The sequence below is a fragment of the Bradyrhizobium sp. USDA 4532 genome, from assembly GCF_024171315.1.
Classification (GTDB): domain Bacteria; phylum Pseudomonadota; class Alphaproteobacteria; order Rhizobiales; family Xanthobacteraceae; genus Bradyrhizobium; species Bradyrhizobium australafricanum.
The window spans coordinates 319,741-343,137 of the sequence record NZ_JALJZN010000001.1; the positions used below are offsets into that span (position 1 = coordinate 319,741).

General features: G+C 63.8%; 30 protein-coding genes. 17 read left to right on the forward strand and 13 right to left on the reverse strand.

Features of this window, described 5'->3' with window-relative positions; all coding sequences use genetic code 11:
• The first annotated feature begins 260 nt into the window (after positions 1–260).
• On the forward strand, positions 261–674 hold the full coding sequence (locus J2R76_RS01365; RefSeq protein ID WP_057016669.1) for a flagellar assembly protein FliX: 414 nt from the start codon (positions 261–263) through the stop codon (positions 672–674).
• Between the two features lie 51 nt (positions 675–725).
• Here J2R76_RS01365 and J2R76_RS01370 read toward each other — a convergent pair whose 3' ends face one another.
• Positions 726–1,112: a helix-turn-helix domain-containing protein gene (locus tag J2R76_RS01370; RefSeq protein ID WP_028337693.1), complete on the reverse strand. Its 387-nt coding sequence runs from the start codon at positions 1,110–1,112 to the stop codon at positions 726–728.
• Between the two features lie 104 nt (positions 1,113–1,216).
• Between J2R76_RS01370 and J2R76_RS01375 the strand changes: the two genes are divergently transcribed.
• The 3 genes from J2R76_RS01375 (at position 1,217) to J2R76_RS01385 (ending at position 3,449) form a co-directional block, all read left to right on the forward strand.
• Positions 1,217–1,828 carry an NAD(P)-dependent oxidoreductase gene (locus J2R76_RS01375; RefSeq protein ID WP_076825672.1) on the forward strand — a complete coding sequence of 204 codons (612 nt, stop codon included), beginning with the start codon at positions 1,217–1,219 and terminating at the stop codon, positions 1,826–1,828.
• A gap of 210 nt (positions 1,829–2,038) precedes the next feature.
• Positions 2,039–2,404 (forward strand): RNA polymerase-binding protein DksA, encoded by a 366-nt coding sequence (gene dksA, locus J2R76_RS01380; RefSeq protein WP_170991616.1) that lies wholly within the window; start codon positions 2,039–2,041, stop codon positions 2,402–2,404.
• A gap of 238 nt (positions 2,405–2,642) precedes the next feature.
• Positions 2,643–3,449, forward strand: a complete 807-nt coding sequence (locus tag J2R76_RS01385) for a phytanoyl-CoA dioxygenase (RefSeq protein ID WP_253623683.1) — start codon at positions 2,643–2,645, stop codon at positions 3,447–3,449.
• 30 nt (positions 3,450–3,479) lie between these two features.
• Here the strand turns inward: J2R76_RS01385 and J2R76_RS01390 are convergent, their stop codons facing one another.
• Complete coding sequence (locus tag J2R76_RS01390; RefSeq protein WP_057016739.1) at positions 3,480–3,890, reverse strand: helix-turn-helix domain-containing protein; 411 nt, start codon at positions 3,888–3,890, stop codon at positions 3,480–3,482.
• Positions 3,891–4,005: 115 nt separating this feature from the next.
• Between J2R76_RS01390 and J2R76_RS01395 the strand changes: the two genes are divergently transcribed.
• Together J2R76_RS01395 and J2R76_RS01400 are read left to right on the forward strand one after the other, a co-directional pair.
• Entirely contained in the window at positions 4,006–5,034 is a 1,029-nt protein-coding gene (locus J2R76_RS01395; RefSeq protein ID WP_057016666.1) for an aldehyde reductase, read from the forward strand.
• Between the two features lie 108 nt (positions 5,035–5,142).
• Positions 5,143–5,928 (forward strand): 2-keto-4-pentenoate hydratase, encoded by a 786-nt coding sequence (locus J2R76_RS01400; protein WP_168854992.1) that lies wholly within the window; start codon positions 5,143–5,145, stop codon positions 5,926–5,928.
• A gap of 304 nt (positions 5,929–6,232) precedes the next feature.
• Here J2R76_RS01400 and J2R76_RS01405 read toward each other — a convergent pair whose 3' ends face one another.
• Complete coding sequence (locus tag J2R76_RS01405) at positions 6,233–6,985, reverse strand: carbonic anhydrase (RefSeq protein ID WP_253623684.1); 753 nt, start codon at positions 6,983–6,985, stop codon at positions 6,233–6,235.
• Between the two features lie 774 nt (positions 6,986–7,759).
• Here J2R76_RS01405 and J2R76_RS01410 point away from each other — a divergent pair.
• The 5 genes from J2R76_RS01410 to J2R76_RS01430 all read left to right on the forward strand — a co-directional run bounded on the left by J2R76_RS01410 (position 7,760) and on the right by J2R76_RS01430 (position 9,954).
• The gene (locus tag J2R76_RS01410) at positions 7,760–8,083 is read left to right on the forward strand and encodes a helix-turn-helix transcriptional regulator (RefSeq protein ID WP_016846748.1); all 324 of its coding nucleotides are present in this window, start codon (positions 7,760–7,762) and stop codon (positions 8,081–8,083) included.
• The gene (locus J2R76_RS01415; protein WP_057018633.1) at positions 8,080–8,511 is read left to right on the forward strand and encodes an SRPBCC domain-containing protein; all 432 of its coding nucleotides are present in this window, start codon (positions 8,080–8,082) and stop codon (positions 8,509–8,511) included. Before J2R76_RS01410 ends, J2R76_RS01415 begins: the two co-directional genes overlap by 4 nt.
• A gap of 199 nt (positions 8,512–8,710) precedes the next feature.
• Complete coding sequence (locus tag J2R76_RS01420; protein ID WP_076825666.1) at positions 8,711–8,944, forward strand: hypothetical protein; 234 nt, start codon at positions 8,711–8,713, stop codon at positions 8,942–8,944.
• A 46-nt stretch (positions 8,945–8,990) separates the two neighbouring features.
• Positions 8,991–9,422 carry a DUF1801 domain-containing protein gene (locus J2R76_RS01425; RefSeq protein ID WP_076825664.1) on the forward strand — a complete coding sequence of 144 codons (432 nt, stop codon included), beginning with the start codon at positions 8,991–8,993 and terminating at the stop codon, positions 9,420–9,422.
• Positions 9,423–9,456: 34 nt separating this feature from the next.
• Entirely contained in the window at positions 9,457–9,954 is a 498-nt protein-coding gene (locus tag J2R76_RS01430) for a GNAT family N-acetyltransferase (protein WP_076825662.1), read from the forward strand.
• 26 nt (positions 9,955–9,980) lie between these two features.
• Here the strand turns inward: J2R76_RS01430 and J2R76_RS01435 are convergent, their stop codons facing one another.
• From J2R76_RS01435 to flgF, 7 genes are all read right to left on the reverse strand, one after another.
• Positions 9,981–10,325 carry a hypothetical protein gene (locus J2R76_RS01435; protein ID WP_253623685.1) on the reverse strand — a complete coding sequence of 115 codons (345 nt, stop codon included), beginning with the start codon at positions 10,323–10,325 and terminating at the stop codon, positions 9,981–9,983.
• A gap of 227 nt (positions 10,326–10,552) precedes the next feature.
• On the reverse strand, positions 10,553–10,846 hold the full coding sequence (locus tag J2R76_RS01440; RefSeq protein ID WP_028337177.1) for a hypothetical protein: 294 nt from the start codon (positions 10,844–10,846) through the stop codon (positions 10,553–10,555).
• 96 nt (positions 10,847–10,942) lie between these two features.
• Complete coding sequence (locus J2R76_RS01445) at positions 10,943–11,275, reverse strand: hypothetical protein (RefSeq protein WP_371852101.1); 333 nt, start codon at positions 11,273–11,275, stop codon at positions 10,943–10,945.
• Between the two features lie 427 nt (positions 11,276–11,702).
• Entirely contained in the window at positions 11,703–12,455 is a 753-nt protein-coding gene (gene flgH, locus J2R76_RS01450) for a flagellar basal body L-ring protein FlgH (protein WP_028337175.1), read from the reverse strand.
• 5 nt (positions 12,456–12,460) lie between these two features.
• Positions 12,461–13,516 (reverse strand): flagellar basal body P-ring formation chaperone FlgA, encoded by a 1,056-nt coding sequence (flgA, locus tag J2R76_RS01455; RefSeq protein ID WP_253623686.1) that lies wholly within the window; start codon positions 13,514–13,516, stop codon positions 12,461–12,463.
• Between the two features lie 2 nt (positions 13,517–13,518).
• The gene (gene flgG / locus J2R76_RS01460) at positions 13,519–14,307 is read right to left on the reverse strand and encodes a flagellar basal-body rod protein FlgG (protein ID WP_076825657.1); all 789 of its coding nucleotides are present in this window, start codon (positions 14,305–14,307) and stop codon (positions 13,519–13,521) included.
• A 16-nt stretch (positions 14,308–14,323) separates the two neighbouring features.
• On the reverse strand, positions 14,324–15,088 hold the full coding sequence (gene flgF / locus J2R76_RS01465; RefSeq protein WP_057018627.1) for a flagellar basal-body rod protein FlgF: 765 nt from the start codon (positions 15,086–15,088) through the stop codon (positions 14,324–14,326).
• 382 nt (positions 15,089–15,470) lie between these two features.
• Between flgF and fliL the strand changes: the two genes are divergently transcribed.
• From fliL to J2R76_RS01485, 4 genes are read left to right on the forward strand one after another with little or no spacing between them, the layout of a single operon-like run.
• The gene (fliL, locus tag J2R76_RS01470) at positions 15,471–15,959 is read left to right on the forward strand and encodes a flagellar basal body-associated protein FliL (protein ID WP_057018626.1); all 489 of its coding nucleotides are present in this window, start codon (positions 15,471–15,473) and stop codon (positions 15,957–15,959) included.
• 17 nt (positions 15,960–15,976) lie between these two features.
• Positions 15,977–17,179, forward strand: a complete 1,203-nt coding sequence (fliM, locus tag J2R76_RS01475) for a flagellar motor switch protein FliM (RefSeq protein WP_253623687.1) — start codon at positions 15,977–15,979, stop codon at positions 17,177–17,179.
• Positions 17,176–17,640, forward strand: coding sequence for a DUF6468 domain-containing protein (locus tag J2R76_RS01480; RefSeq protein ID WP_253623688.1), 465 nt, complete (start codon positions 17,176–17,178; stop codon positions 17,638–17,640). Before fliM ends, J2R76_RS01480 begins: the two co-directional genes overlap by 4 nt.
• Positions 17,637–18,449 carry a MotE family protein gene (locus J2R76_RS01485; RefSeq protein ID WP_253623689.1) on the forward strand — a complete coding sequence of 271 codons (813 nt, stop codon included), beginning with the start codon at positions 17,637–17,639 and terminating at the stop codon, positions 18,447–18,449. Before J2R76_RS01480 ends, J2R76_RS01485 begins: the two co-directional genes overlap by 4 nt.
• Before the next feature lie 40 nt (positions 18,450–18,489).
• Here J2R76_RS01485 and J2R76_RS01490 read toward each other — a convergent pair whose 3' ends face one another.
• Entirely contained in the window at positions 18,490–19,536 is a 1,047-nt protein-coding gene (locus J2R76_RS01490; RefSeq protein ID WP_253623690.1) for a glycosyltransferase family 87 protein, read from the reverse strand.
• A 569-nt stretch (positions 19,537–20,105) separates the two neighbouring features.
• Between J2R76_RS01490 and J2R76_RS01495 the strand changes: the two genes are divergently transcribed.
• Together J2R76_RS01495 and J2R76_RS01500 are read left to right on the forward strand one after the other, a co-directional pair.
• A complete protein-coding gene (locus tag J2R76_RS01495) occupies positions 20,106–21,323 on the forward strand; it encodes a glycosyltransferase family 87 protein (protein ID WP_253623691.1) in 1,218 nt (405 codons plus the stop codon).
• 382 nt (positions 21,324–21,705) lie between these two features.
• A complete protein-coding gene (locus tag J2R76_RS01500; protein ID WP_253589864.1) occupies positions 21,706–22,548 on the forward strand; it encodes a cytochrome c in 843 nt (280 codons plus the stop codon).
• A 99-nt stretch (positions 22,549–22,647) separates the two neighbouring features.
• Here the strand turns inward: J2R76_RS01500 and J2R76_RS01505 are convergent, their stop codons facing one another.
• Entirely contained in the window at positions 22,648–22,938 is a 291-nt protein-coding gene (locus J2R76_RS01505; protein WP_028339801.1) for an addiction module antidote protein, read from the reverse strand.
• A 1-nt stretch (position 22,939) separates the two neighbouring features.
• The gene (locus tag J2R76_RS01510) at positions 22,940–23,230 is read right to left on the reverse strand and encodes a type II toxin-antitoxin system RelE/ParE family toxin (protein WP_253589865.1); all 291 of its coding nucleotides are present in this window, start codon (positions 23,228–23,230) and stop codon (positions 22,940–22,942) included.
• Positions 23,231–23,397 lie beyond the last annotated feature (167 nt).

The window sequence follows — 23,397 nt, forward strand, 5'->3', positions numbered from 1 at the left end:
TCCCCTCGAACTGAACTCGCGGATCGCGCGACACTCCCATGACGGCGATCCGCCATTAACCATGCGAGCTGCGTGCCACTCTGCTTCGCTTGGGCAATGTGTTGATATATTTATCGAAATTGTCGGGTCGTCATTTTGCTCCGGTTCGCCAGGGAGCGCGAAACTGCCGCGCGGCGGCAGAAATTGCCGGGTCGTTTACGCGCCGTTAACCATAAAACAGCGATGCTCGGCCCATTCAGGCCTGCGGGATCATCACGACGATGCGCATCTACGGACCGAACGGCACCACGCTTGGCACGTCCACCAGCGCCACGCGGCGCACCTCGTCGAGCGGCTTCTCGCTGCCGGATGCGACGACCGCGCAGGAGGAGGTCCGCTCCACCGCGGCGCCGAAGGCCGCCGCCAGCCTCGATGCGCTGCTCGCGCTGCAGGGCGTCGAGGACCCGACCGAACGCCGCAAGCGCTCGGTGGCCCGCGGCAAGGGCGCGCTCGACGTGCTCGATGCGCTCAAGCTCGGCCTGCTGTCCGGCAATTTCGATTCCTCCACGGTGAACCGGCTGCGCGACGCCGCGGCGAGCCTGAAGGAATCCTCCGGCGACCCCGGCCTCGATGCCGTGCTCGGCGAGATCGAACTGCGCGTCGAGGTCGAGCTCGCCAAGGCCGGGCAATACTAGGCTCCTCCCGATCAACTCACCTGTCCGACGCCGCTGGTGCCTGCAGGTGCCTCAGGCCGCCAGCGCCTTGCGCTGCGCGTCGTAGCGGCGCTGCGCGGCCAGCACGTCCTTCAGATTCCGTTCGGCCCAGTCGCGCAGCGGATCGACGGCTTCGGCGAGCGTCGATCCGAGCGGCGTGATTGAATACTCCACCGTCACCGGCACCGTTGCGATCGCCCGGCGGCGCAGCAGCCCGTCGCGCTCCAGGCTTTTCAGCACCTGCGACAGCATCTTCTGCGAGATGCCTTCGATCGCGCGTCGGAGCTGGTTGAAGCGCATCGGCTCGCTGCGCAGCAGCAGCAGGATCAGCACCGCCCATTTGTCGCCGACCCGGTCGAGGATCTGGCGCGTCGGGCAATTGGCGGCATAGGCGTCCGGCTTGAGGCTCGTGGCTTTCATCGCGGTTACTCCGGCGTGATCAGGTGAGGCGAGAGTGCCTTCTTCACACCTACATCCTTTTCGCTATCTAGTCACCATTGGAAACCATCAATCGGAGACTTGAGATGAAGATCGCCATCGCCGGCGCGTCCGGCCAGGCCGGCTCGCGCATCACCGCGGAACTCGCCCGCCGCGGCCACGCCGTCACCGCCATCGCCCGCAACCCGGAGAAGATCGCCAGCCTGCCCAATGTCACCGCCCGCAAGGGTGACGCGAACGACCAGGCCGCCTTGGCCGCGCTGTGGGCCGGCCACGATGCCGCGGTCAGTTCGATCCATTTCCTGGCCAGCGACCCCGCCAAGCTGATCGGGGCGGCCAAGGCATCCGGGGTCGGCCGCTATCTCGTGGTCGGCGGCGCCGGCAGCCTTGAGGTGGCGCCGGGCGTCCGCCTGGTGACCACCCCCAACTTTCCGCCCCAATACAAGGCCGAGGCCTCCAAGGGGGCTGAATTCCTCGACCTGCTGCGCCAGGAGAAGGACCTGAACTGGACCTTCTTGTCGCCCTCGGCGCTGTTCGTGGCCGGCGAGCGGACCGGCAAGTTCCGCCTCGGAACCGACCAGCTCCTGACCGCCGCCGACGGCAAAAGCTCGATCTCCTTCGAGGATTTCGCAGTTGCACTCGCCGACGAAATCGAGCGCCCGGCCCATATCCGCCGCCGTTTCACGGTCGGCTATTGAGAGGGCAGGGCCGTCCCCGGGCAGGGCGGATAAGTTTGCCTGTGCAAGGCCTTGGGGGCGGCCCGCCTTTCGCGGTGGCAGATATTGTCTGTCACATGACGTGGCTATATAAGGCGCCGCGCGGAGGAGTTGTGTTCCCTCCGCCTGACAGGGACATGGCTGCCTTTGGAAAAGCTGAAGAACTACCGGCCGACTGAAAAAGAGCCTTTCATGAATGAGCGGCAGCGCGATTATTTCCGCGCCAAGCTGCTGGCCTGGAAGGATGAAATCCTCCGCGAATCGAAGGTCACGTTGCAGACGTTGCAGGAAGAGAACGTCAATCATCCCGACCTCGCGGACCGAGCGTCCTCGGAAACCGACCGCGCGATCGAACTTCGTGCCCGCGACCGTCAGCGCAAGCTGATCTCCAAGATCGACGCGGCGCTCCAGCGCATCGAAGACAACACCTACGGCTATTGCGAAGAGACCGGTGAACCGATCTCGCTGAAGCGGCTCGAAGCCCGCCCGATCGCAACGCTGTCGGTGGAGGCGCAGGAACGCCACGAGAAGCGCGAGAAGGTCTATCGCGACGAATAGTGGCGACGGATCGCCACGGATTGCTGCCGGCGCGTACCGGTTGTACGTTCGCGCCGCCATGATGACACGCACTCTCAGCATCGCTTCGGTGTTTTTGCTGGGCTGATCCCGCTTCCTCCTGGAAGCGCTGAGCGGCCCCACGAGCTTTCGCTCCTGGGATTCCAGTGAAACCGAATGAGCCGGTCAGGTTCCGCGCATCGCGGAGCATCGATGGCTGGCGACAGTTTGAGAGACAATCATGACCCATCGAAACGACGCGCGTGCGCTTGACGGCGCGCAGATCGAGCAATTCATCCAGCAGGGCTTTGTCCGGATCGACAGCGCCTTTCCCCGGGAACTCGCCGACCGGGGACGCGCCATCATGTGGCGCGACCTGCCATGCAGCGAGCACGACCCTTTGACTTGGACCCAACCGGTGATCCGGTTGCCGGGGTACGGCGGTACGCCGTTTCGCGAAGCGATCAACACGCCGCTACTGCACCGGGCGTTCGATCAGATCGCCGGTCCCGGCCGCTGGCGTCCGCGCGACGACATCGGAACCTTTCCGGTGCGCTTCCCGCATCCGGACGATCCCGGCGATGCTGGCTGGCACATCGACGTCAGCTTCCCCGGCGAGGATTGCGACCCGAACGAGCGCAGCGACTTCTCCGCCTGGCGGGCCAATGTCGTCTCGCGCGGCCGGGCGCTGCTGATGCTGTTCCTGTTCTCCGACGTCGGCGAGGACGACGCGCCGACCCGGATCAGGGTCGGCTCGCATTGGCCGATGGCGCGCCACCTCGCGCCGGCGGGCGAGGCCGGGCGCGCACGCATGGTGCTCGACGATGTCGGCGCCGACTGCGAGGTCGCGCTCGCGACCGGGGAGGCCGGCACGGTCTATCTGTGCCATCCGTTGCTGGTGCATGCCGCGCAGAAGCATCGGGGCACGACACCGCGCTTCATGGCCCAGCCGTCGCTCGCTGCCGGCGAACCGTACCGGCTGGAACGTGCGGACGGCGCGTATTCGCCGGTCGAGATCGCGATCCGAAAGGCGCTTGGCATGGAGTGATCGGACGCCGATCTGAAGGCGAGGCGATATTCAGGCCAACCCGGCTCCGAGTATCGCCTCGCTTGCCTCCGCCTGACGGCGCGGGCCGAACGTCTTCGACCATGCCAGCAATTCGCGGAAAGCCGGCGTCAGGCTCCAGGCCGAATCCGTCAGCTCGTATTCGACCTGCAGCGGCTTCTCGGCGAGCACCCTGCGCGCCACCAGGCCGTCGCGCTCGAGCTCGCGCAGCTGCGCAGTCAGCATGTGCTGGGTGATCGGCGCGAGCGCGCGGCGCAGCGCGCCGAACCGCACACCGCCATTCATCAGCGTGAACAGGATCTCGAGCTTCCATTTCCCCCCGAGCGCATGGATCGCGTGCTTGAATTCGATCAGCACATTGGGGTCGGTGGGGCAGCTCTCGCATTCACCGCCGTCACACATATCGCTGGTATTGTTTTCCATACCGGTCTCGAATTTCATCCTATTGTCCAAGATCAGATAGTGACCAGATGCGGCCTGTGCAGGGCGGGCAGTGCAATGTTGGGCCCATCCGCCGAACCATGAAGAGGGCAGGGACATGAGCACGGTTTTGGTCACAGGCGGATCGGGATTCATCGGCGTGCATACGATTCTGCAGCTGCTCGCCGACGGGCACGCGGTGCGAACGACGGTGCGCAATCCGGGTCGCAGCAACGACGTGATCGCGATGCTGCGCGAGGGTGGCGCGCTGGCGCCCGACCAGGTCGGCTTCGTCACCGCCGACCTGCTGCGCGACGATGGCTGGCGCGAGGCGGCCACCGGGTGCGACTACGTGCTGCATGTCGCATCACCGCTCGGCGCCTATGTGCCCGAGGACGAGAATGAGCTGATCGTCCCGGCGCGGGAAGGCACGCTGCGGGTGTTGCGCGCCGCGCGCGACGCCGGCGTCAAGCGCGTGGTCGTGACGTCGTCGTTCGCGGCAATCGGTTACGGCCATCCGCCGCAGGCGGCGCCGTTCAACGAGACCGTATGGTCCAATCTCGATGGCGAGGGCGTGCAGGCCTATCCGAAATCCAAGACGCTGGCCGAGCGCGCCGCCTGGGATTTCGTGGCGCGCCAAGGCAATGGCCTCGAGCTTGCCGTGGTCAACCCCACCGCGGTGTTCGGCCCGGCGCTCGGTGCCGATTTCTCCGAGTCGATCGGCATCATCAAGGCGCTGCTCGACGGCGCGATGCCGGCGGTGCCGCGGATCCATTTCGGCCTCGTCGACGTCCGCGATGTCGCCGACCTGCATCTGCGCGCCATGATGTCGCCCGAGGCCAGCGGTGAGCGCTTCCTGGCGGTCGCCGGCGAGACCATGTCGATCCTCGGGGTCGCCCGAGTGCTGCGCGCAAAACTCGGCAGCAAGGCGCGGCGCGTGCCGCGGTTCCAGGCGCCGGACTGGATGATGCGGCTCGCCGCACGGCGCAACCCGATGGCCCGTGCCGCGCTGCCGCTGCTCGGCAAGGTGCGCCGCGCGACCAGCGCCAAGGCGCAGCACCTGCTCGGCTGGCGCCCGCGCGGCAATGAGGAGATGATCGTCGCGACCGCCGAGAGCCTGATCCGGCTCGGCCTCGTCAAGGCCTGACGGCAGCTCCCGTGCAGCGTGCTTGCCAGACGCGTCGGCGAGTGCTGAATTGCAGCGAGCAGACGGAGGCGCCACCGCGCCGCCGAGAACACCAGGGAGGCTGCGCAGATGGATCGGGTCCTCGCGGCCGCAAAGGCGATCGCCAGCGCGCGCCGCAGCCGGGCGCCGCTCAAGGCGCTTCCGAAGGACGTGGTGCCGCGCGACGAGGCCGAAGGCTATCAGGTGCAGTACGCGTTGCACGCTCTGATGCAGCCACACGTCGGCAGCCTCGTCGGCTACAAGATCGGCTGCACCAGCGCGGTGATGCAGGAATATATCAACATCCCGCACCCCTGCGTCGGTGGCGTGTTCGAGAAGGTCGTGCATGACAGCGGCGTGCGGCTGCCGGCGGCCGAGTTCGTCCATGTCGGCGTCGAGTGCGAGATCGCGGTGCGGCTCGCCCGCAATCTCGCTCCCAGCGAGGCGCCGTTCACCGCCGAATGGGTCGCGGAAGCGATCGATGCCTACTATCCCGCGATCGAGATCGTCGACGACCGCTACGTCAAATGGGAGACATTGGGCGCGCCGACGCTGATTGCCGACGACTTCTTCGCCGCCGGTTGCGTGCTCGGGGAGGAGGTGCCGCGCATCACCGTGCCCGATTTGCGCGCGGTCGCGGGACGCGCGATCGTCAACGGCAAGGAAGAAGGCCGCGGCACCGGCGCCGACGTGCTCGGGCATCCCCACAACGCGCTCGCCTGGCTCGCCAATCATCTCGCCACTGAAGGCCGTGGCTTGCATGCCGGCCAGATCGTACTGACCGGCAGCCTGGTCAAGACGGTGTGGCTGAACGCGGGCAACACGGTCGTGATGGAGCTCGACGGCCTCGGCAAGGTGGAAGCGGCCTTTACGTGAGGTGACGTTGTGCGAGCCTGCCTCCACATAAGGACGTCGTCCCTGCGAAAGCACTAGCGTATATACATATCCTCCGCAGTCTTTCCGGAGTCTTCTCAAAGAGTTGGCCGAAAACCGCAGAGAGCTTACTCATCTGCACTAGGGTTGCGCCCGCCGATTTCGGCTCTCGCCTAGTAGCTAACCCCTTGATGATGAGTCGGTTTTCTAGCCTCGAAGAGATGTGTAAATGCCCTAGTGCGAAAGCAGGGACGACACCGAGTGTGTTGCGCGACCTTGACCTGACTTTACTGAATTCACCTGACTTTCAAGTCGCCGGGCGCTTGGCGTCCGTGACCAGTTCGACCTTGCCGTCGGTCAGCCGGTAGACCGCGCCGACCACCCTGAGCTTGCCCTGACCGACCGCGGCGCTGAGGATCGGCGTTGCCGATTTCAGCTTCGCGACGTTGTCGATGACGTTCTGCCTGATGGCGTTGGCGAGCCGGTCGCCTCCCTTGCCTTCGGTCGCCTTCACCGCCGGTGCGATCGCATTGACCAGCGAGGGCAGATGACCGGGCAGGGTGGTGTTGTCCTTCAGCGACTTGATGGCGGCGTCGACCGCCCCGCAGCTGTCGTGGCCGAGCACCATGAACAGCGGCACGTCGAGCACGGCCGATGCATATTCCAGGCTCGCGATGGTCTCGTCGCTGGCAAAATTGCCCGCGATGCGGCAGACGAACAGATCGCCGCGGCCGGTGTCGAAGGCGTATTCCGGTGCGATGCGGGAGTCCGCGCAACTCAGGATGCCGGCGAACGGATTCTGTCCGCCGGCCAGCGCCTCGCGCTCGTGCTTGAAATCATGCCGCCGCGAGACGCCTTCGACATAGCGCAGATTGCCCTTCACCAGCCGCTCCAGCGCCGCGTCCGGCGCCAGCACATTCTGCGGCTTCGGCGGCGATTTGGTTTCCCTGGCGGAAACCGGCGGGGCAAGGGCGAGGCTGGCGGCGGTGCAGGCCGCGGCAGCGAGGAAGCGGCGCCGGGAGGTCTGGGTGGGAGCTGCGATTTCGCAAAGCTGGCACATCAAAAATCTCCGTAAAATTATCCGGGAATAGCAATCGCGTCCGTGCAAAGGTTGTAGATCATGCGCAGTGCCACCGCAACGACACGGTTTCATGCTCGGTCCCTGCTCCCATGTGCAATTGCGCACTAGGCAGGGATGACGGTGAGGACGAGTCGCAATTCAAGATGTCAAACAGCGCGGTGTGATGACCCGCTAAAGCGAAAGCGGGTGATCCAGTATTGCAGAGACGGCTGTGCTTGATCCGAGAGGCCGCGGCGTACTGGATCGCCCGGTCCCGTCTTCGCCAAGGCTTCGACGAGGCCACGCATCCTTGGCGCGCCGAAGCTTCAGCGGAGGCGGCGAGCCGGGTGATAACAGAGCGGATTCCACGCACACGATCGTCGTCCTGGCGAATGCCAGGACCCACCACCGCACCTGATGATGAACGAGATCGTGGCCCCAGCATCGCGCAACAACGCTCATTTGGGGTAATGGGTCTTGGCTTTCGCCAGGACGACATTGAATGTGTTGCGCGCGTTGTGAGTCAAACTTCCGCGTTCTCGCGACATGATTTGCCCGAGCTTTGCTCTTCGTTCCGCCCGGATTTGCCCGACGGGCCGATCGCCGCCACCGGATAACCTGCGGGTTATGAAAGGCGCGGGCGGTCTTGTTGTGCCATCGAGCCGGAAAGCCTCAGGTGGCGCGGCCGCTGTCGAGCCGCCGAAGTTTGCGGTTGACTTATCCATAGCTGGATAGTTATATGTTAATCCATAACCAATGGGTTATTGATCGCAAATGCCAGACGCTCACGACATCCTGTTTCGAACCCTCGCAGACCCGACCCGCCGGGCCATCTTCGAGCGCCTGTGCCGCGAGGGCGAGCAGACCGTCGGCGCGCTGACGGCCCGCGCCAGGATCTCGCAGCCGGCGGTGTCGAAGCATCTCGGCGTGCTGAAGCAGGCCGGGCTGGTGCGCGACCGCCATGAAGGCAGGCAGACCCATTACAGCGCGCAACTCGGCGCGCTGGCGCCGCTGATCGACTGGACCAGCCAGATGGCGGGCTTCTGGCAGAACCGGTTCGACCACCTCGAAGATCTCCTCAAAAGGATGGACCAATGAACAAGACCACCGCTGAAACGCGTTCCGCGATCGTCGAGCGTGAATTTCCTCATCCGCCGGAAAAGCTCTGGCGCGCGCTGACCCAACCGCATCTGATGGAGGAGTGGCTGATGAAGAACGACTTCAAGCCCGAGGTCGGGCACAGCTTCAACCTGCGCGGCGAGTGGGGCGGCGTGCTGGACTGCAAGGTGCTCGCTGTGGAGCCGCACAGGACGCTGTCCTACACCTGGAATTTCGTGCATGCGGATGCCGCCTACAATCTCGAGAGCGTTGTGGTCTTCACGCTGACGCCGACGGCGACCGGCACCCATCTGCGCGTCGAGCAGTCCGGCTTCCAGCCGCATCAGAAGCAGGCCTATGGCGGCGCTCATGCCGGATGGAAGCAGTTCCTCGAGAATCTCGATCAGCTGATGGCGCGGCAAGGTTGACGGCCTCTCTCTCTCGTCATTGCGAGCCAACGGGTCGGCGCATAGCGCCGCCCGATGACAGGCTCGGCGAAGCAATCCATCGTGCCGCATACACGGATAGATGGATTGCTTCGTCGCTTCAGCGCAAAATTGCTCTGCAATTTTGTCGGAAGCTCCTCGCAATGACGCTGGATCATTCACTCACCAACAGGAGGTCACATTGAACTGGAACAACTGGATCCGGCAATCGCACCGCTGGCTCTCGATCGCCTTCACGGTCGCCGTCATCATCAACATCGTCGCCATGGTCCTGCAGCAGCAGGCGGTCTGGATCGGCTTGCTAGCGCTGTTCCCGCTGATCTTCATGCTGCTCAGCGGCCTTTATCTGTTCGCGTTGCCATATCTGTCGCCGCGGCGTCAGCATGGGGGATCGACGTCCGCGTCCCAAGTGTGATTGCATGACGTGACGACTTGGGGCGGATGAGGCGCGAGAGACAGCAATGACGGCATCGGAACGTATCGACCGGATGATCGAGGACCTCACCGACTGGCGCGGCAAGACGCTCGCCAGCCTGCGCAAGAGCATCCTCGCCGCCGATCCTGAGATCATCGAGGAGTGGAAGTGGATGGGCAGCCCGGTGTGGTCGCGCGACGGCATCATTGCGGTCGGCAACGCCCACAAGGGCAAGGTCAAGCTGACCTTCATGTATGGCGCGCAGCTGCCCGACCCCGACAAGCTGTTCAACACCGGCTTCGAGGGCAATGCGCGGCGCGCGATCGATCTGTTCGAGGGCGACAAGATCAACGCCCCTGCGCTGAAGACGCTCATTCGTGCTGCGATCGAACTCAACCAGGCCAAATCCAGGAAATCTGCGAAGAAGCCGGCAAAGAAGGCCGCGGGTACCCGCGCGACCGCAAAGAAGAAGGCGTGAGCTGCGCCGCCATGGTGCTCGCGATCCATCCGCGATGATCAAGACCAGGCTCGCCACATTGTCCGATGCGGACGCCATCTCCGCGCTGTTGACGGCCAACAACGGGGAGCACGGTGGCATGCTGCTCGGGCAATGGCCGCGCGACGTGATCGAGACGCGCATTGCAAGCGGGCAATCGATCGTCGTCGCGACCGACGATGAGGGCAGACTGCTCGGCGCGCTCCTGACATCGGAGAAGGGATATGGCGAGGCGCCGCCGGTGCAGGCCATGCTGAAGGCCTGGCCGGGGCGGGCAGATGCGTATGTTTATGGTCCGGTGTGCGTCTCGCGGGACGCGCGCGGCCTTGGCGTGCTGGATGCGTTGTACGCGAAGCTTCAGGCGACGTTCCCCGGCCGCGAGGCAATCCTGTTCATCAGGGAAGACAACCCGCGTTCGCTCAAGGCGCATCTGCGGCTCGGCATGCGCGAGGTCGCGCGATACGACTTCGGCGGCAAGGTCTTCATTGTCCTGAGCGACAGGCCCGACGCGTGAATGCGTCGCGCTCCCGCGCAGGCAAGCTAGGCCGAGATGTCGACCGCCTGGCCGGCCTTGCCGGCGTTCTTCTGGAACGCCTGCTCGATCAGCTCCTTGATCTTCTGCTCGACCGTGGCGCGCTGATCCGGCGTCATGTTCTTGAGATCTTCTTCCGACATGCCCATGCTTTTGAGGATGTTCGCGCGCATCCGGTCCATCGGGCTCATCTGCGCATATTTGAGAAATTTCTGCTCGACGGTGTCGCCGAGCGAGCTGCCGCCGGTGGCGTCGGCGGTCAGCGGTTTCTTCAATGTGCCAGTCGTCATGCTGGCGGTGACCGATCCAAGGGCCGAGATCGACGTCATCTGCGCGCGCAGTCCCCATTGCAATGCTGCAATCGTGGAGCAAATGGCGTGCCATCCGTTGCAGCCGTGATTTCAACGGGATCGCGACGCCGCCACGCGCGCACGACGCGCCGCCGGCAGCTTCTGCCGGGCGAAGTTTGCCGGGCGCTGCCGTCAGGCTATGGTGTGCACGATCACTGGACCCGCAACCCGGTTGCGGCCGTTATGCCTTGGTATGCACGATCACCGGACCCGCAACCCGGTTGCGGCCGTTATGCCTTGGTATGCACGATCACTGGACCCGCAACCGCGGTGGCCTGGCCGACCAGCAATGGGCCGAGATTGTCATCGATCCAGGCCAGCGCGCGGCGGTTGGCCTCTTCGGCGCCGGCATGGTTGTTGAAGACGCTGATCGCGGTGACGGTATCGTCGCCGGCATAGACCACGTAATAGGCCATGAAGCCTTCAACGTCGCTGATGATCGGGATTGCGCCTTCCTTGATCCGGCGCGCGAGTTCCTCGGCGCTACCGGTCTTCGCCTTGGCGTGACGGATGGCGGCATACATGCGTTCCTCCTTCCGGCTGCATCGATCGGGCTGCGCTTCGCGCATGCGCGATCGTACGCCGGACCGGGTGGCGACGCCATCGGGATTGCGGACGGATTAGCTGAAACGCCTGCTCACGACCGTCGTGCGCCGGCCGGGGAGCTTCGGCAGCCTCGCCACATCCGCGCGCGTAGTCGTGGTCCTTGGGCCGGGGGCGGGCTCCGGCTCCTGTTGCTGCAGAAACAGCGTGGCTTCGAACAGCACGCCGGGGGCCTGCTTGGCCGTGCCCGAGCACACCGCCCGGTTGCCGTTGAACGAGCCGGTCAGCTGCGCCTCGACCTCGTCGCATCCGAACACGGTGGTGAACGGGCCGTCGGCATAGCGATGCGTCGTCAGCGTCGCCGTGAAGCGGTCCTGATCGAGTTGATAGGTGCCGCCATAAATGAACATGGCGTCGCCGCCCGAGATCCTGCCATTTGCAAGCTGGACTATTCCGGTGCCTTCGCCCCGCGGCGTCCGGAACCACGCCGCATATCGTCCGTCTCTTTGCATGACCGTCATACAAACAGAAAACCCTGCGTTGTCGTCTCCCTACGTTGCAAGCGCCGGGACTTCTACTGCGCGCTGCTGCGAGGGTTAACGAACCGACAAGGCGATGGCGCGACTTTCGTGAAGCGGTATCGGACTGGTGCGCGGCGATCGTGCCGGCGCACGCCACCGGTCACAAAAAGCCACGACCCTCGCCAGGGGAGCTAGCGAGGGCCGTGTTGGTACACCGCGCCGCGCCTAGGTTCGCGACGAGATGTGGGAGCTCGTAAAGGTCCTACTCAGGCATGATCCGTTTCCGAAAACCGGTTTCCACTCTTGGATCATGCCGTTAGAAGGGCAGCAGCACGTCGAGAACCTGCTGTCCGTAGCGCGGCTGTTGCACGTCGGTGATCTGGCCGCGGCCGCCATAGGCGATGCGGGCCTGGGCGATCTTCGAGGAATCGATGGTGTTGTCGCTCTGGATGTCCTCCGGGCGCACGATGCCGGCCACGATCAACTCGCGGATTTCGAAGTTGACGCGGATCTCCTGCTTGCCTTCGACCACGAGATTGCCGTTCGGCAGCACCTGGGTGACGACCGCGGCGACGTTGGTCTGCAACGCTTCCTGGCGGTTCACCGAGCCCTTGCCGTCGCTGGAGGCGGTGGAGTCGGCGGTCAGGATGCGGCCGGGCAGGATCTTGTTCGGCTGCGTGATGGTCTGCGAGCCCAGGAAGTTGGTGACGCCCGAATCCTCGGAGTTGGTGCGGCTGCGCTGGGTCTCGTTGGCGATCGCGGCCTTGTCGGTGAAGTTCACCGTGATGGTCAGGATGTCGCCGACGCGCGCGGCGCGCTGATCCTTGAAGAAGGCGCGGGAGCCGCTGCGCCACAGCGAGTTCGGGCTGTAGGAGGCGACCTCGGGCTTCGGCATCGGCATCTGCACCGGCTTGTAGCCGGGCTGGGTGGTCGGATTGTCGATCGACGACAGCTTCGGCTGCTCGCCGATCTGGGAGAGACGGTCGATCGACGAGCAACCGCTGGCGATCGTTCCGAGCGCGAGCAGCGCACCGGTCAGGACGAGGCGGTTGATGCGGTACTGGGACATGAACTTTACTCGGCGTTTGGTGCGACTGAACTCAGCTTGACGGAAGCGGAATTGGATTCGGTGGCGTCGGCGGTCGGCGCCGCGCGCGGGGTCGCGACCGAGATCGAGACCTCGCCGCGGCCGGTGACGACGCCGGAGACGGCACGCTTGGACTGCAGATTCATCACGCTGACGGTGTCGCCCTCGGCGCCGCCATCCATCGCCTTGCCGCGGATCGTCAGGTAGAGGCCAGCGGTGCGGTAGATCAGCGTGACGTTCTGGTCGCGGGTGACGAGATCGGGCTTCGCGAGGTCGGCGACGCGCAGCGCCTGGCCGGGGCGGAGCTGGCGGCGGACCTGCATGCCGACGGCGCTGTCGCGCACCGCCGCGTCGTTGCCGATTTCGGCCTTCGGACGGCGCTCGACGATCACGTCGGAGGCCTTCAACACGTCGCCGCGCTCGACATTGCGCGTCAGCACGGCGGCCTCGATGGTTTCGATCGCGGTTCCGGTGAAGCGCAGCTTCGACGGCGCGGCGCCGGCGTCGTTGCCGATCTCGAAGGTCAGGTCGAAACGCGTCGAGCGCGGGTCGTAGCGCACGGCGATCGGCTGCATCGCGCCGGTATTGGTGGCCTCGAGGCGGATGTCGCCGGGATCGCGGTCGAAGGTCAGCGCGATGTTGCCGGCCCTGCCGAGCCCGTGGCGGCCCTCCAGCGCGCGCGACACCTGCTGCTCGATCTCCTTGCTGTCGATGGTGCGCGCCAGCCGGGTGACGGTGATCTCCTTCAGCTCGCGGGTATCGACGCCGATCACCTGGTGCGAGCGCAACACGTTGAGCACTTGCGCGACCGGCAGCGTGCCTGTCGTGCCGAGGTCCGGCGCGCGGTAGACCGCGACGCTGCCGGCGCTGCCGGCGTTGTCGATGAGGTCGCCGACCCGCACGATGTCGTCGGCGACCGTGATGCTGGCGCGCAGCGTCGGCACCGCGATCGTCTCGCGACGGCTTTGCGCGGCGGACGGCGCCACGGTGACGGCGAGGAGCGTGGCTGCGATCAGGAGTGAGCGGGCGATCATCGACATCATCCTCAGCGGAACAGGTTGGAGGTCGACTGCATCATCTGGTCGGCGGCGGAGACCACCTTCGAGTTCATCTCATAGGCGCGCTGCGCGGCGATCAGGTCCGAGATTTCCGAGACCACCTCGACATTGGCCTGTTCGAGGTTGCTCTGCTGCATGTCGCCATAGCCGTCGGTGTTGGCGGTGCCGTCCTGCGGCTGGCCGGAGGCCGGCGTTTCCTGGAACAGATTGTCGCCGATCGGCATCAGGCCGGCCTTGTTGATGAATCGGGTCAGGCCGATCTGGCCGATGTTGGTCGATGCGGTCTGGCCCGGCAGCGTCACCGAGACCTGGCCTTGCGCATTGATGGTGAGGCCGGATGCGTTCTGCGGGATCGTGATCGTCGGCTGCAGCAAATTGCCCTGCGCGTTGACGATGCGGCCCTGATTGTCCATCTGGAACGAGCCGTCGCGGGTGTAGGTGAAGGTGCCGTCCGGCATCAGGATCTTGAAGAAGCCTTCACCGCGGATCGCGATGTCGAGATCGTTGCCGGTCGGCGACAGCGTGCCCTGGGTCATCATGCGCGGCGTGCCGACGGTCTTGACGCCGCCGCCGAGGTCGATGCCCATCGGTATGATGGTGTTCTGATCGGAGGCCTGCGCGCCGACCCGGCGCACATGATCGTAGATCAGGTCCTGGAACGCGGCGCGCTGCTTCTTGTAGCCGGTGGTGCGCAGGTTCGCGATGTTGTTGGAGATCACCTGAACGCTGAGTTCCTGTGCCGCCATTCCGGTCGCAGCTGTATAAAGTGCGCGCATCGGTCAATCCCCCCGATCAGTTCGGCACGTCGGCGAGTTTCTCGATCGCCGATTTGTGCAGGTCGCTCTGCTGCTGCAGCAGCGAGGCGATTTGGGTGTAGGTCCGCGTGATCTCGATCATGCGGCTCATCTCGACGACGGAATTGACGTTCGACTTCTCGATGAAGCCCTGGCGGATCTGGGCCTTGGTGTCCGGCAGAGCCTGCGTGCCTTCGCCCGGCGCGTAGAGGTTGGAGCCTTCCTTCAGCAGGCGCTGGGCCTGCGCGAACGAGACGAGGCGCAGCTTGCCGCGGATCGAGTCGAGACGGGAGGTGCCCTCGAGCACGGTGATGTTGCCGTCGGCGGCGATCGAGACGTCGTGGTCGGTCTGCTGGAAGGTGATCGGGCCGGCGGTGCCGAGCACCTGGTAGCCCGAAGCGGTGACCAACTGGCCGCGATTGTTGATCTGCAGGCTGCCTTCGCGGGTGTAGCGCTCGCCGCCCGGCGTCTGCACCACCAGAAAGGCATTGCCGTCAATCGCGACGTCGAGCGGGTTCTTGGTCTCTTCGGTCGGGCCCTGCGCGAAATCGTGGAAGGTCGCGCGGTCCTGCACGAAGGAGACGCGGCGGTCGGAGGAGGCGAAATTGTCCTCATGCGCGTTCGAGGACAGATATTCCTGGAACAGCGACCGGTCGGCCTTGTAGCCGTTGGTGTTCATGTTCGCGATGTTGTTGGAGACGACATCCATCTGCCGTTCCAGCACCATCTGCTTCGATAGGCCGACCAGAAGCGTATTCTGCATCGGTGGTTCTCCCCTGTGAGGCGATCCGAATGCAGGTTCTCCCAAACCTTCACGCCGGACCCGTCGGTAACCATTGGGTTCTCCCAAACCCTCAGGTTACGCCGTCCTCTCAGCGAAAGCCGTGCCAACTTGGAATGGCGTGTTATTTGAACGGCTTAGGTGTTTGGCCGTGGCGCGCAAGGGGCGGCAGAAAGGTCTTGTTGACCATGTTTGCCCGGCAGTTTTTTCCTAGTGGATGGTAAATCCTAAGCTTCCGTTAACCATTATGACCCCAGTGTTGCCGGCATTGGGGCGCGTGTGCGCCGGCGGCATTTGTATCGCGTCTTCAGGCCAAGGCTGGTGCAAATCGCGTTCGCATCCTTCAGAGTGAAGCGAGCGGACGATGGCGGACGAGGAAAAGACGGACAGCGGCGAGGGCGCGGCCGCACCGAAGAAGGGCAAGCTCAAGCTGATCATTGCCGTCGTCGGCTTCCTCGTCGTGCTCGGCGCGGGCGCCGGCGGCTGGTTCTTCTTCATGCGCGGCCACGGCGAGGAGCAGCACGCCGAAGCGCCGCCGCCGAAGCCGCCGAGCTTCGTCGACGTGCCGGACATGCTGGTCAACCTGGTCGGTGCGCCCGGCGAGCGCGTGCAATATCTCAAGCTGAAGCTCGTGCTCGAGGTCAAGGAAGAGAAGCAGGTCGAGGCGATCAAGCCGGCGCTGCCGCGCGTTACCGACCTGTTCCAGACCTACATGCGCGAGCTGCGCCCGAGCGACCTCAACGGCTCGGCCGGCCTGTTCCGCCTCAAGGAAGAACTGACCAAACGCGTCAACCTCGCGCTGGCACCCAACCAGGTCAACGCGGTGCTGTTCAAGGAAGTCGTGATCCAGTGACGGGGTGGATGTAAGCCATGGCCGGCAACGACCAGATGGACCAGGACGCCATTGCGGCGCAGTGGGAAGCCTCGCTCGATTCCGAGGATCCCGCGGCGGCCGCGGCGGAAGCCGCCAAGAACGAGCTCACCGAGAACATGGCGCTGCAATGGGCCGCCATGGTCGAGGACGGCAGCCGCGACTTCGGCAGCAAGAGCACCAATGGCGAGCGCGTGCTGTCGCAGGAGGAGATCGACAATCTCCTCGGCTTCACGGTCGGCGACGTTAGCCTCGACGACCATTCCGGCATCCGCGCCATCATCGATTCCGCGATGGTGTCCTACGAGCGTCTGCCGATGCTCGAAATCGTGTTCGACCGCCTGGTGCGGTTGATGACGACCAGCTTGCGCAATTTCACCTCCGACAACGTCGAGGTCTCGCTCGACCGCATCACCTCGGTGCGCTTCGGCGACTACATGAACTCGATCCCGCTGCCGGCGGTGCTCTCGGTGTTCAAGGCGGAGGAGTGGGAGAACTTCGGGCTCGCTACCGTCGATTCCAGCCTGATCTATTCGATGATCGACGTGCTGCTCGGCGGCCGCCGCGGCCAGACCCAGCTGCGCATCGAGGGCCGGCCCTACACCACGATCGAGACCAACCTCGTCAAGCGCCTGGTCGAGGTGGTGCTGTCGGATGCCGAGCAGGCGTTCCGGCCGCTGTCGCCGGTGACCTTCACGATCGACCGGCTCGAGACCAACCCGCGCTTTGCCGCGATCAGCCGCCCGGCCAATGCCGCGATCCTGGTGCGTCTGCGCATCGACATGGAAGACCGCGGCGGCAATGTCGAATTGCTGCTGCCCTACGCCACCATCGAACCGATCCGCAACGTGCTGTTGCAGATGTTCATGGGCGAAAAATTCGGTCGCGACCCGATCTGGGAAGGCCATTTCGCCACCGAAGTGGCGCAGGCCGAGATCTCGGTCGACGCGGTGCTCTATGAAGCGGACATTCCGCTGAAGGAGCTGATGAAGCTCAAGGTCGGAGACACCCTTCCGCTGGATATCCGCTCCGACACGCTGGTCTCGGTGCGCTGCGGCAACGTCACCCTGACGGAAGGGCGCATGGGCCGGGTCGGCGACCGTGTCGCGATCCGCGTCACCAAGAATTTGCGTAAACCCCAAACCACCTTCGCGATGTTCGAGAAGGCGGACGAGCGGACCAAGATGATGGAGGCACCATGAGTCATGTGCTTGGACTAGCAATCGAGAGTCTGGTAGCCGTGCTGCTGATGCTGACGATCGGCTATTGCTGGCTGCTCAACAAGCGGCTGCAGCGGCTGAAGGCCGACGAACATTCGCTGAAGGCGACGATCGCCGAACTGATCACCGCGACCGAGATCGCCGAGCGGGCGATCGGCGGGTTGAAGCACGCGGTGCGCGACGTCAACGAGAACCTCGGCAATCAGCTCGATGCGGCGACGCAGATGTCGGCGCTGCTGAAGAACCAGCTGGCGGAGGGTGACCACGTGGTGCGCCGCCTGTCCAAGATCGCGATGGCCGCGCGGCCGTCCGAGCCCGCGCAGGCACCGGCGCAAGCAGCCGCGCCAGTGGCGCCGGCGCCCAGGGTCTCGGCCGCGCACGCGGTTGCCGCGGCGGCTGAAGCCTTCACCGAGCGCAGGAGGGCCGGCGGTCTCGCTGCATGAAGTTGCTTCGTGACATCAGAGTGATGCCCGTGGTGCTGGTCGCGATCTTCGGCCTGATGATGCTGAAGGTCGCCGGCCTCGTGCTCGATGGCGGTTACGTGTTCGCCGACGATACGCCGCCGGCCGGCCCGGCTGGCCCATCTTGGGCGCAACAGAATTTCAACTTCCCCGGCGCCGGCAAGGCGGTGGTTGACAGCAAGATCAAGGCCGATCCCGGCGACATCACGGGATCGGTCGAGCACAAGGACGCCAAGAAGGACGAGGCGCCGAAGCCGGCCGCACCGGCCGCGGAGCCGTCCAAGCCCGATGGCGTCGTCGTCAACCTGGATGCGCCGCCGCAAGTGTCGGCATCCGAGCGCGCGATCCTGGAGCGGCTGCAGGCGCGCCGCCAGGAGCTCGAGACGCGTGCGCGCGAGGTCGAGATCCGCGAAAGCCTGCTGAAGGCCGCCGAGAAGCGCATCGAGGCCAAGGTCGAGGAGGCCAAGGCCAATGATGCCAAGACGAATGCCGATGCCGCGGCAAAGGCGGAAGCCGATGCCGCGCGCTTCAAGGGCATCGTCACCATGTACGAGAACATGAAGCCGAAGGACGCCGCGAAGGTGTTCGATCGCCTGGAAATGAATGTGCTCTACCAGATCGCCTCGCAGATCCAGCCGCGCAAGATGTCCGACATCCTCGGCCTGATGCAGCCGGAAGCCGCCGAACGGCTCACGGTCGAACTCGCCCGCCGTGCCGGCGGCGACAAGTCGGCCTCGACCGACGATCTTCCCAAGATCGAAGGCAAGATGCTCACGCCGAAGACGAATTGATGGGAGCTATCGGAAAGTCCGCCAATTGGCGGTGGCCTGGTCAGCCGTAAGCCAGATCCGACTTAACACCGGGTTGCCTGCATCGCATCCATATCATCGCGACGAGGGTCGCGCACATGAACGGACCGACGGGCACGAGCGCGACCGGGTAGGTAAACCCCGCCAGGACAAGCACGCCGAACCCGATCCGTAGTTCGGAGCGATTCGAGAGAAGCGCGCCATGTTCGGCCATGGGCGCGTTCATGAGAAAGATGATCGCGAGAGCCAGTAGCGCCGTATCGTAGATCGCGAAGTAGGGAGAGACGAGCAGGGTCGCGACGAGCAGGCACGCGGCCTTGACGGCGAAGCTGACATTGCGGCGCCATATGATCAGCGTCCACGTCGCGGCTGCCGCAGCGACCGCGACGTGCAGTGCCATAGCCGATCCATAGCCAAAACCGGCAAACCGAAGCACGCCGTAGACGCTCTGCAGTTTGTACCAAGCCAGCGTGCCGGTGAGATGGAACTGCGTCGTTGCGAAGACGGCGGCCTCACGGAACCCCTCAAAAGTGTCCCAGCCGAAGGTAAGCCCGGTAAGCAGCAAGAGCACCGGTGTCACCAAACTGGCTGTGATGAAGACGGTCCAGCGTCCAGTAGCTATCAAAACGAGGGGAAGCAGGACGCCATATTGCGGCTTGAAGATCAGCAGCGCGATCAGGAAGCCGCTGACGATCGGACGCCGGTCCAGCGTCAGCAGAATCGCGCCGAGCAGCGATGCCGCCAGCAAGGAGCTTTGGCCGACGATGAAATCGTACAGGACGGCCGGCACGCCGAATGCCAGCAGCAGTACGGCGAAGCGCGGCCGGATGGCGGAAACAACGAGCGCCCAGCACAGCAGCTTTGCGGTGCTCCAGATCCAGAACGCGGTCGGAAACGGCAATAGTGCCAGCAGTGCCGCCGCAAAGAGAAAAAACGGCGGGTAGAAAAACGGTATCGGTACTTCGTAAACGGGGAACGGAGCGTCGTTCAAGCTGGGATGTATTTGAATGATCGCTTGCCGCAACCGCGGCCAATCGTAGGCGGTGGCGGCATGGCCATCGAGGGCCATTTTCCCCGCGCTCCAAAAGCACGAAAAGTCGAGCCCGGTCGCGCCGGTACCGTCAACGACTTTCGGTAACACGCAGTACAGCGTAAAGCACCAACACAATGAGGCAGGCAATGGCCAATGCACGGTCGTATCCGCTGCGCTCCGCACGGGCGCGCACCATTCCAAATCCGTTCATGAAACTGCCAGAAACTAAGAATTGCTTGAAATGCAAGCGGTTGTATACCGCAACTGGCGGTGGCGCAAGCGAGTGGCCGATCTCCCTGCGGCGTTGGGTTAATCGCTGGAAGTTCCGCGGATGCCCGGTGGATCGAGGTTAATCCTCTCGTGCAAAGGCCGAAGCCGGCGCCGTCCGGTAGGCGCTGCAGCGCCATGTGCCGGCTGGCAGACGCGGATGTTCGCCGCCTCCGATGGTGTGGGCTCGACGAGGTCTCCGCGAAGCCAAACGCCTATCGACGCCGAGAAGTGTACGCCGGTTATGGTAGCCTTAAACGGTAGCGTTAAGTTGCAACCGATTTGTCATTCTGGAATTGAAGTCGCTATGTCTCAAGGTGGTGTTTTGGGAATTGCCAATGCTGAAAGACATGCCATGGCTCACCGCGCCGCGCGCCCGATTATACGTGAGTGGCATCGCAATTGTGCTGGTGCTGACCCTTGCGAGGTCGCTTTTGCTGTTTTACCGCGATGGCGGCTATGGCGCGAATAACTTTCTGCTCGGCTCGGACTTTTTGACCTTCTGGGCCGCGTCGCTCCAGGTGTTGGCCGGGCATCCCGCCGAGGTTTATGTGCCCGAATTGCATCTGCTCGCGGAAGCTCCATACCTGCGAGAGGGCTACGAGGCGTTCTTCTATCCGCCGACGATGCTGCTTTTGTGCGTGCCGCTCGCGCTCGCGCCGTATTTCGCCTCGCTGTTCGTGTTCATTGGTATGACGGCGGCGTCGTTCGCCGCGGTGATCTGGCGTATCTTGCGAACGCCTTGGTGCCTGGTCGCGATCCTTGCCTATGCGCCGGTCTATCTTAATGCCGTGGCGGGGCAGAACGCCTTTCTGACGGCATCGATCCTTGGGTGCGGTCTCAACATCATGGACCGGAGGCCGAAGCTCGCGGGCGCGATCCTCGGGCTGATGGTGATCAAGCCGCATTTGGCGCTGGCCGTGCCGATCGCCCTGATCGTCACAGGTCGCTGGCGCACGCTGATCTGGGCAGGCCTGTCGTCGATTTCGCTCGTCGTGCTGTCCGCGCTGCTGTTCGGCCTCGATACATGGCTCAACTTCCTCGACGTCTCTCACTCGGCCCGTCAGGCTCTGGAGAACGGCGACGTCGAGTTTTCATTGCTGCAGAGCGCGTACGCGACAGCGCGCCTGCTCGGCGCCGGCGTCAACACGGCCTTTATCATTCACGGCCTCGTGGCGCTGGGCATGACGTGTGTGCTGGTCTGGATATTGCGTCAAAAGATCAGTGCTGCGACTGAACGCTCGATCATCGTGCTCACCTGCCTTCTGATTACGCCGTTCTGCCTGTTCTACGACATGCTCATCATGGCGCTGCCGCTGGCCTGGATGCTCCGCGAGTGGTTGAAGGTCGGCTTTCCGGCCTGGTCGAAAATGGTGCTTGGCGTGACGTTTCTCGCGCCGATGGTCTTCTACCTACCTGTCCTCTATCAGCTGTCGGTCGTGAAGCCGCTGCCTTTTGGTTCTCCGGTGATCATCCTGTTCTGCTGGTTGCTGGTCCGGGAGAGCATGCAGACGCGGCAAGCGGCGCATGGCGAACGAGAGGTCGCGACGGTCTGAGTTCGGAGCACCTCACGCGGACCTCCGTAACATCGCGGGGAGTGTCCAGCGCTGGGCTGCTGGGCTTTGATCCGGCGGAGCATCCACCGCCGCGATAAATCAGTCGCGTTGCCATTGGCGCGGGAGTAAGGGCGAAGAACAACGCTGGCGGCGCCAAGGCCATTGCAACCGAGCCATCGCGGACATTGCCAAAGTGCTTGATGCGGGTCTAGCATTGGCGTGAGGAAGGCCAGCGTGACTTCGCTGTTTTGGAGCCTTCCGCGATTGCGATCGCATGGACCGCCGCTTGAGTTGATTGATTGAATGCTCTTGTGCCGGGCGCGAAGCTGCGCCCGATCAGAAATTGAATTTTTCATCACCAAGAAATTTCGAGGAAACCGATATGCGTAGCCTGTTCATGATGCTTGTCGTCATCGCCACCACCAATCTGGCATGGGCCCAATCCGAACTCGTCAAGCGGGGCGATTACCTTGTCAACGGCATTCTGGCTTGCGGCAATTGCCACACGCCCAAGGGACCGAACGGCGATGTTTTGGAGAAGGCGTTCTCGGGCGGGGGATACTGGGACGAGCCGCCGTTCACAGTGCATGCCGCCAACATCACGCAAGACAAGGAAACAGGCATCGGAAGCTGGAGCGACGCCGATATCAAGAAACTGCTGCGGACCGGGCAAACCCCAAAGGGCGTGCATACCGCGATGATCATGCCGACCAGCTTCTATCACATCCTGACGGAAAATGATCTCGACGCGGTCGTCGCATATTTGCGTACGATCACGCCGGTCCACAACAAGGTGCCCGATCCGATCTACAAGGTGCCTCAAGTCGAGAACGTTCCGCCGGGCGGCGAGAACCCATTCGCCGAACCGATGATGAGCGACAAGGTGCAGAAGGGATTCTATCTCGTCACGATCGCGCATTGCATGGCGTGCCATACGCCGATTGGACCGAGGGGACGAGAATACAAGAGCAGTCTTGGCGCGGGTGGCGTCAAATTCTCCGGGCCGTGGGGTATCTCGGTTTCACGCAACATCACGCAGAACAAGACCAATGGGATCGGCGCATGGAGTGACGACGAGATCAAGCGTGCGATCACCGACGGTGTCAGCCGCGACGGCAGCCGTCTCGGTCGACCGATGGGATACCACTACTACGCCCGGATCAGTTCAGATGACCTCGATGCCATCGTGGCGTATTTGCGCACGGTACCCGGCAGCGCGGAGTAAGGCTCGTTGCAAGGCCAATTCCTGTCCGGTCACAGCCGCGCAGCGGGCCCCTGGCTGACTCCAATTCTGCGAGGATAGCGCGCGCCGCTATCTGCGCAGCTAGGCGGCGCTCGGAACAAGCTTCAGCTTCAAACCGAGCGCTTTTGTCGCCTTGTTCAGGGTTTCAATAGTCGGATTGCCGCCGGGCCGGAATGACTTGTAGATTACTTCGCGGCTCAAGCCAGTTTCGCGCGAAAACTGCGATACGCCGCGAGCTCTGGCGATGTCGCCGATAGCTGTCGCGATGAACGAGGGATCGTCCTCTTCCAGCGCCGCTTCGAGATAGGCGATCTGCTGCTCTAGCGTCTTCAGATGATCCTTGATGTCGAACTTGGTGGTCTTGAGCGGCATCTCAAATCTCCTTCACCATCTTCTGGGCCGCCTTGACGTCCTTGCTTTGGGTTCGCTTGTCGCCACCGCAGAGCAGGAGCACGATGGTTTTGCCTCGACGCGTGAAATATACCCGGTAGCCGGGGCCGTAATCGATCCGCATCTCGCTCACGCCTTCGCCCACCGATTTCACATCGCCTGGATTTCCGAGTTCGAGACGCCGGATGCGTGCGCCGATCCGGGCGACCGCTTTTATGTCGGCTAGCGAGTTGAGCCAGTGCGCAAAAGCGTCGGTCTGAACGACCTGGATCATGTGTATTATCATACACAACGCGGTCGAGTTGTCAACTATAGTACACAGTCATTCCGTGGCAGGGGCCGGTCCGAAACAATCCGTTGACGTTAACAGCTCCTTAACGCCGCCCGATCCAAGATCGGGAAGCGTGGGCGAGGGCGCTTCGCGCTTGGTATGGCTGGGGT